The organism is Desulfotalea psychrophila LSv54 (assembly GCF_000025945.1).
GTDB lineage: Bacteria > Desulfobacterota > Desulfobulbia > Desulfobulbales > Desulfocapsaceae > Desulfotalea > Desulfotalea psychrophila.
Map to the genome: position 1 here is coordinate 982,014 of NC_006138.1, position 17,530 is coordinate 999,543.

The 17,530-nt window shown below is 49.3% G+C and carries 14 protein-coding genes; 6 read left to right on the top strand and 8 right to left on the bottom strand.

What is annotated here, in order from left to right; genetic code table 11:
- Positions 1-3: 3 nt before the first annotated feature.
- From DP_RS04410 to DP_RS04425, 4 genes are all read right to left on the bottom strand, one after another.
- Entirely contained in the window at positions 4-723 is a 720-nt protein-coding gene (locus DP_RS04410; protein WP_011188117.1) for an SIMPL domain-containing protein, read from the bottom strand.
- A gap of 81 nt (positions 724-804) precedes the next feature.
- Complete coding sequence (locus DP_RS04415) at positions 805-1,407, bottom strand: aminotransferase class IV family protein (protein WP_011188118.1); 603 nt, start codon at positions 1,405-1,407, stop codon at positions 805-807.
- Positions 1,391-2,353 (bottom strand): aminodeoxychorismate synthase component I, encoded by a 963-nt coding sequence (locus DP_RS04420; protein WP_011188119.1) that lies wholly within the window; start codon positions 2,351-2,353, stop codon positions 1,391-1,393. The genes DP_RS04415 and DP_RS04420 overlap by 17 nt, the downstream gene beginning before the upstream one ends.
- A gap of 2 nt (positions 2,354-2,355) precedes the next feature.
- The gene (locus DP_RS04425) at positions 2,356-2,934 is read right to left on the bottom strand and encodes an anthranilate synthase component II (RefSeq protein ID WP_011188120.1); all 579 of its coding nucleotides are present in this window, start codon (positions 2,932-2,934) and stop codon (positions 2,356-2,358) included.
- 898 nt (positions 2,935-3,832) lie between these two features.
- Here DP_RS04425 and DP_RS04430 point away from each other — a divergent pair.
- From DP_RS04430 to DP_RS04455, 6 genes are all read left to right on the top strand, one after another.
- Positions 3,833-4,228 carry a GatB/YqeY domain-containing protein gene (locus DP_RS04430; protein WP_011188122.1) on the top strand — a complete coding sequence of 132 codons (396 nt, stop codon included), beginning with the start codon at positions 3,833-3,835 and terminating at the stop codon, positions 4,226-4,228.
- A 178-nt stretch (positions 4,229-4,406) separates the two neighbouring features.
- Positions 4,407-5,660, top strand: coding sequence for an MFS transporter (locus DP_RS04435; protein WP_049785005.1), 1,254 nt, complete (start codon positions 4,407-4,409; stop codon positions 5,658-5,660).
- A gap of 165 nt (positions 5,661-5,825) precedes the next feature.
- On the top strand, positions 5,826-6,356 hold the full coding sequence (locus DP_RS04440; protein ID WP_011188124.1) for a nitroreductase family protein: 531 nt from the start codon (positions 5,826-5,828) through the stop codon (positions 6,354-6,356).
- Positions 6,356-8,668, top strand: a complete 2,313-nt coding sequence (locus DP_RS04445; RefSeq protein WP_011188125.1) for an ATP-dependent helicase — start codon at positions 6,356-6,358, stop codon at positions 8,666-8,668. Before DP_RS04440 ends, DP_RS04445 begins: the two co-directional genes overlap by 1 nt.
- A gap of 198 nt (positions 8,669-8,866) precedes the next feature.
- Entirely contained in the window at positions 8,867-11,992 is a 3,126-nt protein-coding gene (locus DP_RS04450) for an ATP-binding protein (protein ID WP_011188126.1), read from the top strand.
- A gap of 2 nt (positions 11,993-11,994) precedes the next feature.
- Positions 11,995-12,975, top strand: coding sequence for a response regulator (locus DP_RS04455; RefSeq protein WP_011188127.1), 981 nt, complete (start codon positions 11,995-11,997; stop codon positions 12,973-12,975).
- Positions 12,976-13,036: 61 nt separating this feature from the next.
- Here the strand turns inward: DP_RS04455 and DP_RS04460 are convergent, their stop codons facing one another.
- From DP_RS04460 to holA, 4 genes are all read right to left on the bottom strand, one after another.
- Positions 13,037-13,399: a histidine triad nucleotide-binding protein gene (locus DP_RS04460; protein ID WP_011188128.1), complete on the bottom strand. Its 363-nt coding sequence runs from the start codon at positions 13,397-13,399 to the stop codon at positions 13,037-13,039.
- Between the two features lie 19 nt (positions 13,400-13,418).
- Positions 13,419-15,671 (bottom strand): ATP-dependent Clp protease ATP-binding subunit ClpA, encoded by a 2,253-nt coding sequence (gene clpA, locus DP_RS04465; protein WP_011188129.1) that lies wholly within the window; start codon positions 15,669-15,671, stop codon positions 13,419-13,421.
- Positions 15,672-15,710: 39 nt separating this feature from the next.
- Complete coding sequence (locus tag DP_RS04470; RefSeq protein ID WP_011188130.1) at positions 15,711-16,019, bottom strand: ATP-dependent Clp protease adaptor ClpS; 309 nt, start codon at positions 16,017-16,019, stop codon at positions 15,711-15,713.
- Positions 16,020-16,161: 142 nt separating this feature from the next.
- Positions 16,162-17,520 (bottom strand): DNA polymerase III subunit delta, encoded by a 1,359-nt coding sequence (holA, locus tag DP_RS04475; RefSeq protein WP_011188131.1) that lies wholly within the window; start codon positions 17,518-17,520, stop codon positions 16,162-16,164.
- Between the last annotated feature and the right edge of the window lie 10 nt (positions 17,521-17,530).

Consider the following 17,530-nt stretch of genomic DNA (forward strand, 5'->3'; position numbering starts at 1 on the left):
CCTTTAGTCGGCGAGATAGTATTCCACCGTGGAGACAACCCGTATCTTTTTGATATGAGGGTTGTTTCTGTCGCGGGCACCGATACTGAACTGTCCTTGAGATGCTCGTTTGATCTTACCCAGTCGACTCTCGGAATCGCTGGCAAATTTTTCTGCCACCTCTCGAGCCTTTTTGGTGGCCTCTTCGATCATCTCCGGTTTCACCTCGTTCAGGCGGTTAAAGATATACTCGGTCTGTCCCTGATAGTTGGCACTGGTGAAGACAATTCCCTGTTTACCAAGGCGACCAAGAGCGCTTTTTATCTCTCTTACTGCCTTGATGTTATGGGAGTAAACGGTCACCGTCTGCTTGGCTGTATAGCGAAATTCAGGCAACTTATTGCCCCCATACTGCTGGGCATATTTATCGACAATGGAGGGGCTGGAGAAGGAGATCTCTTCGTTTTTGATGGCAAATTGGAGGAGGAAGTCCTCTATCTTTTTATTGTTTTTTTCCACCGCCTCGTAGAGTTTGCTCAGGTCGTTGCCGGTGACGGAAAACTCGATGGGCCAGATCACGGTGTCGGCCTGATATTCCCGTTCGGACAGGCCCTTGACCCGTACGGTTCGGTCGAACTGCTTATACTCTATGGCCGCATTGGCCAGCAGGTATCCAAGGCTGGTAAGGCCTATTATCAGACAGATGCCCAAAAAATTGAAAGAGGGTGATGGTCTTGTGTTCATGTGAAATCCTTGAGGTTGATAAAAGTATTTAAATTTCCAATTTAGCTAAGAGGCAAGATGCCATGTCTGGTCCTAACTCACCTATTTTAAAATGTTTTTTATGGGTAGAGGATCGAGGAGATCCGCCTCTCCCTTCAGGGCATTGAGCAGGGAGAATGAGTGGAATCTGGCCAGATCGGCCAGGCCTATTTTTGCTTCGACAATGATACCCTCGGCTAGCAGTCGTGCCCTGCAGGTTCCCGCCAGCAGGGGACTGTCTGGGGTAAGCCATCGCTTACCGTCAAAAAAGACAATATTGGCAATGGAGGTGTCGCCGATGAGGCCATCCACAACTATCAGGATATCGTCGCACTGCCCTTTCTGGCTCACCAGCTCATTTATGGCCTGTCGGTCGGTGAACTTGAAGGGATAGTGAATTGTCTCCACCTCAACGATCTTTAAGCTCTCTATCCTTCGTGCCTGATAGGGGGAAAATTCGTAGCGGTAGTTCGTCTGGTCATAGAGAAAGCGGAGCTTATGGAGGCCCTTGGAAAACTTGCGGGGGATATGGATAATCTCTGCCAGCGTAAACGGTGACTCTGCCTGGTAGTAGCTGTGGAAGGTAGCGTCTAGCCTCTTTTGATGATAGTTAAGATGAAGCGCTTCACCATCCACAACCTGTACTGTCTCAACAAGTGGGAACATAGACCTTATCCACCATTTCATTGTATTCGTTTTTTGGGAGGCTGTTGGCGGTAATACCGCCACCGCTACGAAATTGTAGTCCACCCTCGCCTCTCTCGATGAAGCGAATATTGACGGCGCTGTTGATATTTTCTCCATCAAAGATACCAAAGACACCGGTGAAGTAGCCGCGATCCTGCCCCTCTGCCTGGCCGATGATCTCCAACGTCTTCTGTTTCGGGGCCCCGCTGATGGAACCGGCGGGGAGGAGGGTGGCAATGATTCTGCCAATACCTGTCTGCCAGTCGGGGCCGAGATTTCCCTCTATCTCTGAGCTTACCTGCAGGAGGTTTTTCTTAATACTCTTAATGGTGCTGATAAAGCGGAATCTGTTCACCGATATATCTCTTGCTACCATGGCCAGGTCGTTACGGATCAGGTCAACAATGGTGTTATGCTCCCACTCCTCTTTTTGGTCGGCCAGGATTATTGCCTCGGCCCCCTCTATGTCGGCATCAATGGTGCCCTTCATGGGGTAGGAGTATATGCTGTTTTGAGCCGTTTTGATAAAACATTCCGGGGAGAAGAGGATGAATTGGTCTTTGAAGTAGAGCTTGTACTCTGCCTGGGCGAAGTTGAAAATCTCTTTCAGAGAAAAATTTGTCGCAATTTCGGTGGGGAAGGTGAGGTTGAGCAGATAGCTGTTGCCGGCCAGGATATTTTCTTCAACGATTTTAAATCGTTCCTGGTAGGTCTGGTAGTTCATGGGGGCAATATCGAGGCGAAGATTTTTCTCTGTTGTCTCCGGCGTGAAATTTTTTTCCGTGCCTACCTGGTAAAAGACCCCCTGCTCTGCGGTCTTGCTAAGGGGGAGGATGATCGGCTTTTGTAGTTCGAAATCGAGCAGAAAGAGGAAGGGGGTTCCGGCCTTGCCGTAGCTATTAGCCTGTTTGATAAACTCTTGCATAGTTATGTCAGCTTAATGAAGTTTTCAAGTATTTTAAGGCCATGCTCTGTGATGTGGGATTCCGGATGAAATTGAATGCCCCAGATGGGTAGGTCTGTGACCCTGATGGCCATGATTACGCCTCGGGCGGAGAGGGCTGTTACGACAAGTCTTGCCGGTATGGTTTTTGGATCGACCAGCCAGGAGTGGTAGAGCCCCACGCGAAATTCTCTCGGTAGTCCGGAAAAGAGGGAGTCGTCTCTGAGGACTTGCATGGGCACGGCCTGACCATGAACCACGGGCAGCTGTTGGCTGAGATCGGCCCCGAAAAACTGGGCGATGGCCTGGTGACCTAGACAAATCCCTAAGATCGGCTTTGTCCTGTGGTAGCGCTGCAGCACTTCGAAGAGTTTTGGGAAGTCTTTGGGCAGTTCCGGGCCGGGTGAGATGATAATCCCGTCGTATTTGTCCAGTTCTTCGATATCCAACTCATGGGTGTTGATAACCCGGAACTGAACTTCCGTCATGCCTCTCAGATAGTCGACGATATTATAGGTAAAGGAGTCGTTGTTATCGAGTAGGACTATTTTGCGCTTGGCCATCTGTTGATTATTGGAAAAACTGGGTTAATAGGTTGTGTTTACCGAAAATGATCCCACTATACACCCTCGCCCCTGTACTGCCTATTGGAATTTATTATGCCTCTTGCCAGCTATCAGTAGCAGTGAAGCATAGTGAAGTGGCGAAAAGCAAAAAGCAAAAAAAAGTTAACCACAGAGGAAGAAGAGTACACAGAGGAAAATATTTTAGGTGAACTGCTTAAAAAAACAAAAACTTAATTTAGTTAAAAAACTCCTTGCCCTTGTATTTTTAAAGAGCTGGTAATGTGCAATTGTATTGTCTAATCAATGGAATAGATCTTCCTCTTGGCGAGGGTAGGTGTGCTGCCCTCTGTGCAGAAAAAGACATTAACCACAGAGCTCACAGAGTTCACAGAGGACAGGGGAAGAAGGTCGTTTTAGGTGAACTGCCTAAAAGATCAGGACTTAATTTAGTGTTGGGCCCCTGATGATTTCCTAGACATCCGGTTTAAGATGTAAGCCATCCTTCTGTTGCACATCTTTTTTTCCTATAGTTCTTTAATTTATGCCCTCTGTGTCCTCCCCTCCTCTGTGGTTAACCGTAGTTGCAGTTGTCCTTGCCCTTGCTCTTTCTTACAGCTTATAGCTGACAGCTAACAACTCGCCATTCCACTCCGCTTCACTGTTGTAATTGCAGTGGTTTTGGCATTTTCTAGTATCTAGAATCTCGTATCCGCCATTCCGCTTGTCACTCGTTTGACGCCACTCGTTGTCACTCACTGCTACTCGCTGCTGCTTCACTGCTGTTTTTGTCTTTCTTTTTGTTGTATGATCGTGGTCGATGAAAGATGAGGCTTTTTGGTTATCTGCAGGCATTAAGCGGATATTTAACGGTGATAAATAGGAAGGAGAGGTTGTTATGAGTATGCAGGAAGATTTTAGGGCAGGTTTGAAGGTGGCAATGAAGGCACGGCAGAAGGACAAGGTGGGCGCGATTCGTATCCTCATCGGTGAATTCCAACGCCAGCCGGAGAAGGAGCTCAGCGATGATCAGGTCATTGCCATTATAAAAAAACTTATCAAGTCAGAGCGGGAGTTGCTTGCCGCCGCCGGTGAAGAGAGCTCCGGATTTCTCGTTGAGATGGAGGCCTTCCTGCCCCGTCAGGCCACCGAGGAAGAGGTGCGTGAGTGGGTCGGGGCAAACATAGATTTCGCAGCCTTTGCTAATAAGATGCAGGCTATGAAGCCGATCATGAATCACTTTGGTAGCAGTGTTGATGGTAATATGGTTAAGAAGGTGCTTCTGTCACTTTAGGGTGTCTCGCAGTCGGGGCTGAGCTGAGCTTTATCGAAAAGGACAATTTTTACAAACCATTCTGTAGAAATTTTTTGACCTGAAGCTGGCTAAGAATTCTCGGGTCTGAGCGCCCTTTCTTTTGGTGGTCTTCCCTTCAGTAAAAAAAAATTAACCATCATTTTTGCAAAGTTGTTTTATGTCTGCTTATTTACAATTCATCCGTCATAATATGGCGGGTCTGGGCTTTGGTTTTCTGGCAGTCTTTTTTGGAAACTTCGGTCAGTCTTTTTTTCTTGCCTGGTTTGGTAGTGATATTCAGCAGACCCTTGGCCTCTCGGCGGGCGATTATGGTTTAGCCTACTCGCTGGCTACCCTCGGCAGTGCCCTGAGTCTCCTCTGGCTCGGTGGACTGATCGACCGGGTCAGTGTGGCAAAGTATGTTGCTGGCATTACCATCGGTCTTGCTGCGTCTGCCATTTTTATGAGTCAGGTGAGTGGGGTTGTTGGCCTGGTCTGTGGCTTTTATGGTCTACGGCTCTGTGGCCAAGGGCTTTTGCCCCATACCGGTCAGACCATTATGGTGAAGCATTTTAGTAAGAGTCGGGGTAAGGCCCTGGGTATTGCCATCAGCGGTGTGCCCGTGGGTGAGGTGATCTTGCCTGTTTTTGTGGTTTGGCTCATATCCCAATACGGTTGGCAGGATTCATGGCTCTTTATCGGCTGTGCAATCCCCCTTCTCTTTCTTCCCGCCGCTCTCACCCTCCTCTCCCGGATGAAGGCTGTACCGGATGAGAAAAGTAGTGAGGCATCTGCTACGACGCGAGTCCTGGCGGATGAGGAGGAGGTGGTCTCCGTGGGTCGCAGGGAGATGCTTGCCGATGGTCGATTTTGGTGTCTGCTCCCGGCAATTCTGGCCCCGCCCTATGTTATCACTGGGATTTTTATTCATCAGGGGGCCCTGCTTGAGGCTAAATCCTGGAGTGCCAGTTGGTTTGCCACCTGTTTTATCTTCTACGGCATTACCCATTGGCTTGGTTCTCTTCTGGCTGGTGGTCTGGTTGATAGATTCAGCGCTAAACGTCTGATCTGTTTCTATCTCCTGCCAATGTTGGTGGGATTCACCCTGCTCATGCTCTTTAGTGGCCGTTACATTGCCCCTCTCTTTATGATCTGTCTCGGTGTCTCCATGGGCGCCAGCGGGCCGATTATCGGTTCCCTCTGGGCGGAACTCTATGGCACCATCTATATGGGTTCGATTCGCTCACTTATTACTGCCATTGTCGTCTTTTCCAGTTCTCTTTCTCCTGTCATGTTTGGCTTTTGGCTTGATGGTGGTGGCAGTATGCAGGGTATTATTCGCCTGATCTGTCTGGGCTTTGTCCTTGCCATCCTCCTTGCCAGTTATGGCTCCTTCCTATCGCTAAAAAAGTCAGGGAACCGCGAAAAGTAGTCTTTTTTGCAAATCTTTGCCTTGCATGAAAAATTTTATCCTCGAAGCTAAGCGTAGACTCCGATATTATTCCGGTCTGTGGTAAAATTTTTCATGCGCCCCTTATTGAAAGATCTGAATTTTTCAAGATCCTTATCAGTTTAACCCAGTAACGTTGAGGTTCCTATGCAAGAGCTACTCCGAAAACGAAGAAGCACCCGTCTCTTTCAAGATCGTCCCGTCGAGGCGGAGAAGATCGATCTCCTCATAGAGGCGGCCCTGCGCTCGCCCTCTTCCATGGGCCGGATGCCGTGGCACTTTATTGTGGTAACCGAAGCTGAGACCTTGACGGCGCTGGCCGGGGTGAAGTCGCATGGGGCCCGTTTTCTTGGCGGAGCTCCCCTGGCCATTGCCGTGGTTGCCGATCCCGATCTCTGTGATGTTTGGATAGAGGACTGCTCCATTGCCAGCCTTATTCTTCACCTTACTGCCACCGAGTTGGGCTTGGGCAGCTGTTGGGCCCAGATCCGTTCCCGCATGGATGAGCAGTCGGTGGATGCCGAGGAAAATGTTGCCAGGATTCTCGCCCTTCCAGATGGTTTCAGAACCCTTGCCATCATAGGCATAGGCTATGGCGCAGAGGAGAAGGAGGGACATCCTCAGGATTCGCTCAACTACGACAGGGTACACTCTCAGAGATATGGGGCAGGCCAGTAATGGTGGAGTTGACCGCAGAGCAGAGGCGGATCATAGAGCATAAGGGCGGTCATGCCCGGGTTCGGGCCGTTGCCGGTTCGGGTAAGACCACTACCATGGTGGAACGGGTAGCAGTCCTGCTTGCCCGTGGGGTAGATCCCTCCCATATCATGATCCTGATGTTTAACCGATCGGCGCGTGATGCCTTTGCCGCCTCCCTGAAAAAACGTCTCCGGAAAACGGGGTATCGGGGCCCGGAGGTGCGAACCTTCCATGCCCTGGGGCTGCGTTTGGTGGAGAGCTTTGTACGTCGGGGCGCCCTGCCGGCCCATCGCCTTGTCACCGAGGAGGGGCTGCGGGAAAATCTGGCCCGCCGGGTTGGGCAGAGTCTGGTTGGTCAAGGGGAGGCTTGGAGTCTGCGGGACGATCTGGAGGATTTTCTTACCTTTATAGATCTGGTCAAGGCCAAGCTGGCCTCGCCTGCCCAAGTTGCCCGGGAGATAGGGCTACCGGAAAAATTTGCCAGCTTTATAGAGGGTTATAGTCTCTTTGAGGATCTTCGTCTCAAGGAGAAGATTCGTTTCTACAGTGAGCTTATCAATGAACCTGTTCTGGCCATGGAGGAGGATGCAGAGCTACGGGCCTGGGTTGAGAATCGGGTGGAGCATATTATTGTCGATGAGTATCAGGATATCAGCAATTGCCAGCAAGGCCTTCTAAAAATGGTTGCCGGTAGCCGGGCTCAGGTAATGGTGGTGGGTGATGCCGATCAGTGTATCTATGAGTGGCGCGGGGCTAAGCCGGAGTATATCAGTACCCTCTTTGCCGAGGACTTTCCTGCGCCCCGAGACTATACCCTCTCCTTCTCTTTTCGTTATGGTCATCAGCTGTCGCTTGCGGCAAATCATCTGATTGCCCATAATATTGATAAGAGCCGAACTCTCTGTCGTTCCCATCCACTGAACGTTAACACTCAGATCTTTACTGCTGAGCTGGTGGCGGGCGAGAGGCATCCGCTGGTGGGGATTGTTCGTGACTGGCAGGACTCAGGCCGATCCCGCGCAGAGATAGCCGTTCTGGTCCGGCTCTACGGCATGTCCGTTCCCGTTGAACTTGCCCTGTTGGAGGCGGGTATCCCCTATCAACTGCAGGGTGGACGTACTGTTTTTCGCTGCCCGGAAATTCTGGCCCTGATCGGTTATCTCCGCTTCTGTGATGGTAGTATAGTTGAAATTTCTGGTCAAGAGCGTAAGGCCCTTGTTCAGGAGATGTTGGTTCAGCCTCATTTGGGTCTGAAAAAGGGGCAGATGGAGCATCTGCTTGTCTCTATAACGGCCTCTCCTCTGGCCGCTCCTGCCCTTATTCTCGGCCTTGTTAACGAAGCCATGCCAGCTTATCAGCGCAAGAGACTGGCGCGTCTGTCCGACTGTTGGCAGTGGCTTGTGGCGGAGCCCGGGGAGGCACGGGCCGATAAGGTTCTGAAGAGGTTAGTGGCAAGGCTTGATCTCTACGCATTCTACCGTGATTTCGCCAGTCGTCAGGTCAGTGGAGAGAACCGGATCCAGATCTGCCGTTCTCTCATTGCCTTTGCCGAAGAACGGGCAAGGGGGGTAGCTGACTTTCTTCTTGAATTTGATCGGCTTAAAAAGAGTGATGGTGCCGGGGCAGATCCCCTCTTGATCACCTCAATTCATCGGGCCAAGGGCTGCGAGTGGCCCCTGGTGATTCTGCCGGGCCTTGAGGAGGGTAGCTTTCCCTTTCGCCGTCAGCAAAAGGAGTCGCCATCGTTTACGGAGGTGGATGATGAGCGCAGGCTCTTCTATGTGGGGATGACCCGGGCCATTGAGAGGCTCTATCTTCTGCACCCGAGGGATTTTTTTCTGCAGGAGGCCATGGTCGCTGGTCGTGCCGGTCATTCCCTGGCCGATGATCCTCTTGCAAGTTGCTTTTTATACGAGGCAAATTTAGGCATCAGTCGTCGGGTGGGGGAGGCCATCGCTCGTAATGAAGATGTGGGCCATATAGAGGCGGTGGATGCTGATATGGCAAATGCCTATCTGCAGTTACAGGCGGGGGATCATGGTCAGGTAGTTACCCGACAGCAGGTCAAAAAATTGCCTGTGGCGGCGGTTGCACAACCTGTCACTGGTGGCCATAGGCGCCTTAGTTCAGCTGAGGTCAGAGAGGGTATGGAGGTGGTTCACGATCGCTTTGGTCGTGGCCAAATATCTGCCGTGATCGACAGGGGACAGGGAAAGGTACGGGTCGCCTTTGAGGAGGAGGGGGAGATGATCCTGCTTCTCTCCTATGCTAAGCTCTATCTGCGCAGGTAGTTGGGAGCTTTGTCTACGACCTTGGCGCGGCAGAGGAGTTTACTTGTCCTGACCTAATGATTTAACTGTAAAAAAATTTAAGTAAGTCCTGTTCTTATGATAAAATAAATTAATTATTTATGACTTAGGGCATGGTAGTGTTTTTTTGTAAAAAAATCATTTTTTGGTGTGAACAAATTCGGATCCATAGGGGCATGTATGAAGAGATATTTTTTTTCTGTAATTTCTGTGTGCTTCTTGGTGGTATGGGCGATCCCTGCTCTTGCCTCGGATCTTCAGCTAACGCCCGCGGAGCAGTCATGGCTCAGGGCGCATCCGGATATTCGATTGGGTGTTGATCCGGATTATGCCCCCTTTGAGAGCATTGAAGGGGGAGTTTATGTTGGTCTTGCTGCAGATTATGTCAGCCTCGTCTCTAAAAAGCTTGGTCTTTCCCTGGTGCCTGTGCCTGACCTTACCTGGAAAGAGGTTATGGCTCTGGCCGAGCAGGGTGAGCTTGATCTCTTTCCAGCCGTGGTGCAGACGCCTGAACGTAATGAGCTCTGGCTTTTTGCCAAACCACATATGGCCTATTCAACGGTGATTTTTACCCGTGATGACTACTGGAATGTTTTTGGTTTGGCTGATTTTGCAGGGAAAAAGGTTGCTGTCGTCCGAGGCTATGCAATTCTTGATTTTATTCGAAGTGCTCATCCTCATCTTGATATTGTTCTGGTCGATTCCGTTGATATGGGTTTGCGGCAGTTGGAAGCTGGAAGGGTTAGTGCATTTGTTAATGATATTGCTACAGGTGTCTCTGCCATTCAAAAAATGAATTTGAAAAATTTAAAAATTGCCGCCTATACCGATTTAAAGGATAAGGGGTTGGGCTTTGCCGTGCGTAAGGATTGGCCTGAATTGGTGGCGATGATAGATAAGGTCCTTGCCAGTATCACTCCCGAAGAGCATGCTGCCATCCATAATAGATGGATCAAGGTAGAGAGCTTTTCGCCATGGCAACACTGGGCCAGGTGGTTGTTTATTGGCCTGGCAATGGTGGCTGTTTCTCTTCTCGCATTCACTGGCTGGATCTATCTGCTTCGTAAACAGGTGGCGAGCCGTACGACCAAGTTACAGGCAAGTGAGGCTTGGACTGTGGCTATTCTTGATACGGCCTCAAATCCGATCATTACAATAGATGAGGATGAAACAGTTCTCTCTTTTAACCTTGGTGCAGAGCGGAGTTTTGCCTACAGTGCTGAGGAGATCATTGGCCAGAAGGTGAAAATTTTGCTCCCTGATCTCTATGAAAAATATGAGGACGAGTTTGCAACCAGTTTTTTCGCTAAGGATGACGCGCATCTCATTGATATGGATCGTGAAATTGATGCCAGGAGAAAGAATGGAACAATCTTCCCCATTCATCTCTCCGTGGGCGAGATGATTGTTAGCGGCAAAAGAATGTTTGTCATTATTCTGGTGGATCTTTCTGTGCAGAAACAGCGAAATCTAGAGCTTGAGTTAGCCCGTGATGCGGCAGAGGCCGCCATGGAGGCTAAGGCGATTTTTCTTGCCAATATGAGTCATGAGATTCGTACCCCGATGAATGCCATCCTTGGATTTCTTGCCATTGTTTTGGAAAGTTCCTCTTTGCCTGCGGATTTACGTAAGCATATAGTGACGGCGCATGGTTCCGCAGAAAGCCTTTTGGTAATCATTAATGATGTCCTTGATGTCAGTAAGTTTGATAGTGGGAGGATGGAGCTTGTTTTTTCTGTTTTTCATCTTCCCCGTACCATTGGCAAAGCCCTACAAACCCTTTATATGCCTGCTCAGGAAAAAGAACTTAATATTCACCTTAACTACGATGAAGATTTACCATACTGTTTTCTGGGTGATTCTGTCCGGTTGCGACAGGTGATTATTAATCTTGTTGCCAATGCGATTAAGTTTACTGAAGAGGGGAGTATTACCATAGAGGTTAAAGGTACCTCTGGGGAAGATGACCTCCTTCTCTTTACTGTAGTCGATACGGGTATTGGTATAAGGCCTGAACAGGTGGCACGGATTTTTGAGCCTTTTACCCAGGCCGATGACTCTTCTACACGTAATATTGGTGGTACAGGACTTGGCCTGGCTATCTGTAAAGAGATTGTTGACTTGATGGGTGGTCGCATCTGGGTGGAAAGTGAAAAGGGGAAAGGATCAAGTTTTAATTTTATGGTTCCTTTACCACGAGCTGAATGTATTAAAGACTGTCCCAAGGCGGGCAGACCTGCAGAGACAGGTGATGACTGTCCCAAGCTGGCTGAACTTTCAGAAAGAGCTGAGCCTGTCTCAAGAAAAATATTTCGCATACTGTTGGCCGAGGATATGAAAGATAACGCTGAGTTAGCTCAGTTTCGATTGGAGCAACAGGGACATATCGTTACCCATGTTTGGAATGGTTTAGAGGCGGTGGAGGCATTCCAGCGAGATGAATTCGATCTTATTTTTATGGACGTGCAGATGCCCGTGTTGGATGGGCACAGTGCCACCCGTCAAATCCGGAAAATCGAGAGGGGGGCTGGTGGCTATATTCCGATCTTTGCCTTGACTGCCAGTGTCATGAGGGAGGATCGGGAGAAGTGTATAGCTGCTGGTATGGATGTCATTATTGGCAAGCCGATAGACTTTCAATTTCTTTTTGCTAAAATGGAAGAGATTGTCTCCGAGGGGGTTGGCGTCGTGCAGAGGGGATGGATCGATTTTTCTCCGGTAATGGCCGTGGCGGCTGTGGAGCAGGGCCTGCTCACCTGGGCCAATTCTGTGGTCTATGCAGGGACATTGATTGATTTTTCCGAGGCTCATTTGGGTGACGCCAGCACTCTGCAGCAGCTGTTTCAGCAGAACGATATTAGAGGTATGCAGTGTCTTATCCACACCCTAAAAGGTGTTGCGGAAAATTTGGCCCTGTCTGATCTGGTTAAAATTATAAGTGACGTTGATTCTTCTCTGTTGATGGATGACAGGGAGCGAACCACTCTTCTCCTGTTGGATTTAAAAGAGGCGTTGAAAAATGTGGTGGTGGCAACGGGACAACTGGCTCTTGCCGGGGAGGGTGCTGTTCAACCAGTCAAGAAGGAAGACCTTAAAAAGATAGGTGATCTGTTGGCTGAGTTGCTCGTTCAGTTGGAAGAGGATAATCCTGCCGTTGTTGAACCGCTAGTGGCAGAACTTTCTCAGTATCTTTCTCAGAATGATCTCCTGCTTTTGCAAAAAAATATTGATGATTTCGAGTTTGTCCGTGCCAAATTACAGGTTAGAAAACTTGCCGATATGTTGGCCATTAAATTGGAGGTTTAGGGGTGGAAAAATATCGGATTTTGCTGGTGGATGATGAGCCAAATAACCTGAAGCTCTTGCGGGAAATATTGGGAGGAGTCTACGATCTCAAATTTGCCACAAATGGAAAAAATGCCCTACTTGCGGCAGAAAAACATCAACCTCATCTCATTCTACTTGATGTTATGATGCCCGGAATGGATGGTTATGAAGTTTGTCGTCGGCTCAAGGCTGATCCTCTTACGGCAAAAATACCGGTAATTTTTGCCACAGCCAGGACTAAGGTGGAGGATGAAAAACATGGATTTGATGTCGGTGGAGTGGATTATCTTACCAAGCCCCTTTCTGCGCCGATTGTTTTGCGCCGAGTGGCGACGCACCTCTCTCTTGTTCGAGTAGATGAATTGGATTCTCTAGCCCGGGCGGCTATTCGAATGCTTGGTGAGGCTGGGCACTATAACGATACTGATACAGGCGAGCATATTTGGCAAATGGCAGCCTATTCCAGGGCCATTGCTGTGGCGGCAGGATGGTCAATCGAGAGGGCAAATAAAATTGAGCTTGCAGCCCCCATGCATGACATGGGTAAGGTGGGGATTCCCGATAATATTCTTAAGGCCCCCAGAAAGTTAGAGCCGGAGGAGTGGCAGGTAATTATGACTCATTGTCAAATAGGATATGATATTCTCGTTATGTCCGATAATCCTATTTTTCAGTTAGCGGCAGAGATTGCTCTGGGGCATCATGAAAAGTGGGACGGAACTGGTTACCCCCTGCAGCGTTCTGGAGAAGATATACCGGAATCGGCTCGTATTGTTGCCATAGCGGATATTTTTGATGCCCTTACCATGAAGAGACCCTATAAAGAGGCATGGTCTGTGGAGGATGCCTTTCTGGAAATTGAACAGCTCTCCGGTTCTCAGCTTGAGCCAAGACTTGTGGAGAGATTTCTTTCAATAGAGGAGGAAATTCGGGCAATAAAGATAAAATGGGATGGTGTTTGATCTCTCTTGTCTAGGTGAGGAACAGAGCCGTTTAAAAAAACTTAAACGGCTCTGTTGGCTATCAGCCTGGAGGCCACTGCAGATCTCGTCCACCCAGAATATGCATATGGATATGGAATACAGTCTGTCCGGCCTGGATGCCGTTGTTGAGGACGGTGCGAAAACCGTCGCCAATGCCCTGTTCCTTGGCCAGTTGGGCGCCGACCCGCATCATCTTGCCAATCAGCTGTTCATCTTCTGCCGCAAGGTCTGCAGGGCCAGTGATATGTTTTTTTGGGACAACCAAAAAGTGTTTTGGTGCCTGGGGGGCAATATCCCAGAAGGCGAAAACATCATCGTCTTCATAGAGTTTCTTTACGGGGATTTCTCCGCCAATAATCTTACAGAACAGGCAGTCACTCATAACATCTCCACTTATTTTCATTCAAATAAACCATTCAGCCCTATTTCCCGTAGCTAAAGGTTAGTGCTTTATTTTTACAGCCAATTTTGACACTACCACCATTTTTCAGTTGGCCAAAGAGAATCTCGTCACTGAGGACATCGCCAATTTCGGTAAGGATAAGTCTCTGCAGGGGTCTGGCTCCAAATTCTGGACTATAGCCCTTGCTGGCAAGATACTTTTTGGCGCCAGCAGTCAGGCTGATGGAGACATTTTTATCGGCCAGTTGAGCGCTGATTTCGGTGAGGAGCTTACCCACCACCTTCTCAGCGGATTTAATGCTGAGCTGATCAAAGGCAATGATGGCATCCAGGCGGTTGCGAAATTCAGGGGCGAAGAGCTTTTTGATGGCCCCCTTGCCCTTGGTTGTCTTGTCCTGGACAAATCCTATGGGGGTCGTGGTCATCTCCCGGGCCCCGGCATTACTGGTCATGATCAGGATAACATTGCGAAAATCCGCCCTGCGTCCTGAGTTGTCGGTCAGAGTTGCATGATCCATCACCTGAAGGAGGATGGAAAAAATATCGGGATGGGCCTTCTCAATCTCATCGAGGAGGAGGACACAGTGTGGATGCTTGCGAATGGCTTCGGTAAGTTGACCTCCCTGATCAAAACCGACATAACCGGGGGGGGCTCCTATGAGCCTGGCCACGGCATGTTTTTCCATATACTCACTCATATCAAATCGCTCGAAGTGTATTCCAAGCTGTTTGGCAAGCTGACGAGCAACCTCTGTTTTACCAACGCCTGTGGGGCCGGAGAAAACAAAGCTTCCCGTTGGTGAGAGTGGATTGCCAAGTCCGGCCCGGGATCTCTTCACTGCCGTGGTCAGGGCCTTAATGGCATTGTCTTGACCGTAGACAACCGAGCGCAGACTGTTATCCAGATGGCGTAGTTGGTTTGCCTCCGATGCCGATGTCTGTTTGGCAGGAATTCTGGCAATTTCCGAGACAACTTCCTCCACGTCCTTAACCCGCACTATTGCCTTTTTTCGTCCTGCCAGGCGAAAACGTGAGCCTATCTCATCCATGACATCAATAGCCTTGTCGGGAAGGAACCGCTCGTTGATATAGCGATCGGCAAGCTCAGCCATGGCCAGGATAGATTCATCTGAATATTTGATATTATGGTGCTTTTCGTATTGTGACTTCACTCCCTGCAGGATGAGTTGGGTGTCGGCTACAGAGGGTTCTGGCAGATCTATTTTTTGAAACCGTCTGGAGAGGGCCCGGTCTTTTTCGATATGGGATTTATACTCTTCATAGGTAGTGGAGCCAATACAGCGGAGCACACCTTCCTGCAGGGCGGGTTTGAGCAGATTCGAGGCATCCATTGATCCTTCACTGGTGGAGCCTGCCCCGACGATGGTATGGATTTCATCGATAAAGAGGATGGCATTCTCCTCCTCCTTTATCTCAGAGATAACGGCTTTAAGCCTCTTTTCGAAATCGCCGCGATACTTTGTCCCGGCCACCAGAGACCCCATGTCGAGCAGGTAGATATCTGTGTCGTGGAGCAGTTCAGGGAACTTTGTCTTGCGTCCGTCCCTGCGGGCCAGGCTGTCTTCAAAGATATGCCGGGCCAAGCCCTCAACTATGGCAGTTTTGCCGACCCCCGGTTCACCTACGAGTAGGGGGTTGTTCTTCTTGCGTCGACAGAGGACCTGCATGATTCGTTTCAGTTCAGATTCGCGACCGATAAGGGGGTCTATCAGCCCCTTTGCAGCGTTGACTGTGAGGTTTGTCGTGTACTTTTCCAGGGCGCTTTCCCCCGGAGTCTCTTCCGGGGTCTTTGCCGGTGCGTTCAGTGACTCTTGCTGGTTATCGCTTGGTATATCGTGGGCGATAAAGCTGACAACTGCCATGCGGTTAAGGCCAAGGCTGGTGAGGAAGTAGACGGCGTGAGAGTCTTTTTCGCCAAAGATTGCCACCAGTATATCACCTGCATCGGCCTCTTTTTTGCCACAGCTCTTTACGTGGTTGAGGGCTCGTTGCAGGACTCGGTTAAAGGCAACGGTCTGTACCGCCTCTTCTTCGGTGCTGGAGGAAATTTTCGGTACCCTCGTTTCGAAGAACTTATCAAGTTTTTCCCGAAGGGTATCAATCGAGGCTCCACATTCTTTGATAATATAGCAGGCAAGATCATCGGCTAGCAGTCCATAGAGCATATGCTCTATGGTGACAAATTGGTGCTTTCTTTTCTTGGCTTCTTGGAGGGCCCTAACCAGTGATTGTTCTAATGTTTTACTTATCATAATCCCTCGTAGGTTGTGCTGATTATAGGATATTTATCTTTATTCTTTTTCTAGGGAGCAGCGTAGGGGAAATTCGTTCTGTTCTGCCAGTTGATGGACTATGGCAACCTTTGTCTCTGCTATTTCATGGGTATAGAGCCCAGCAACACCTACTTCACTGCTGTGCACGGTAAGCATTATCTCTTCAGCGACTGCCTCTGTTTTACTAAAGATCTGCATTAAAATAGCAACAACAAAATCCATGGAGGTGTAGTCATCGTTATGGATGAGTACCCTGTACATTGGTGGTTCTCGTGTTTCAATATCGTCTATAGTTGCGCTGTCGCTTTGTTGTTTGTCTTCAGTCATTGTGATGCGTCGTGTTAAGAAAAAATTGAAAAAGGTTATCGGTTAAGATTTCCTTGCCAGCTACCTGTTTTTATTATAAGGACGGTGTTTCAAATTGCACTGCTGTGCATCTAAATATATTATATCTTATAATTTCTGTATCTTATATTTTTTTGTTACGGAGGATGGCAATTGTCAGTTCCTCAAGTAAAAGTTGCTGTGGCAAAAAAGAGCTTTTTACCCGATACTCGGCACCATGAACAAGAATGAGCAGGTTCTTGAGGCTGTTTGGGGAGTATTCAGCTGCCCTCTTAAAATTATTATAGACGGCAAAGGGGTGTCCTTTGATCAGTTCTGCCCATTCATCGTTTTCTTTAAGGCTGGGCAGGTAACTGTTTTGGAACTGTTGGGCGGGCATTTGCTGCCAGGGAACTCTATGCTTTAACTGTACCCCCCTTATCAACAGGAGTCTGCGGTAGAAGTTCCTCAGTGTTGCCAGGACAGCAAGACTATGGATGTTATTGCTTAAAATCCGTTTAAGGATGATAAGGCTCTTAGCCGCCTGGCCGCTGGAGAGGGCCTCGGTGAACTCAAAGAGGGCATCTTCGCGAGTTTGGCTTGTCAGTTCCCGCACATCATCGATGCTGATCTTAGGCCTATCCCCTGCATAGAGGGCGAGCTTTTCCGCTTCATTGATAACGGCTACGGGATGGCAGCCCACCCGGTCGATAAAGAGTCTTACCGCATCTGCCGCCATCTTTTTTTGGAAGAGTCCCAGGGTTTTATTCAGCTGTTCCTGGACCACCGCCAGTTGATCCTTCTGGGCGGCAGAGTTGCTGCCACTTGCCACCGAGCAGTCAATGGTGGTCGCACTTTTCTTGCAGTAAGAGAAGAAGCGTTGCCGTTTATCAACGGTTTCGGCGGTGAGTATGAGGATGTTGCCGGCGGGGAGGCCGCGATCAAAGGCTTGGATATAGGAGTCAACCAGATCCGTGGGCGAGGAAGTCTGCTCCTCGGGGGCAGTGGCCATGATCTGGTCGGCCCAGGAGATATCTTCGTCAGGCTTATCAAAGCCAAAGAATTTTTTCCAGTGGGTTTTTCCTATTTCACTGAAGACCTGATCGCCCTTCAGTGATTGGGCGCTGAGACCACCCAGCTTTGCCATGTCGGTCAGATAGCGGAGGACGGCATCAAGTCGGCCGTTGCGCATGGCGCGGGCGGCCTTTTTCCAGATTTTTTCGATAATGGTCTTGCTCTGGAAGATACGGCTCTCGCTGACCCGGTATATCTGTAGGCCGGGAAGAAGACTGTAGCTGAGCAGGCGGGACAGGGTTTGGCCTGCATCCTCCGTGGCCCCATCTATCTTGTGGATGGTCCCCTTCCTCTCCATCAATCCCTTCTGCAGGGCATCTGCTGCCTCTTGACAGAGGTACCGTTCGCCGTAAAAGAGAAAGAGTGAAGACTCTGTTATCTGGCCCTTGCCGATTTCCTGGAGGAACTGGGTGCGTTTTATATCTGCCATGGCCTACTAT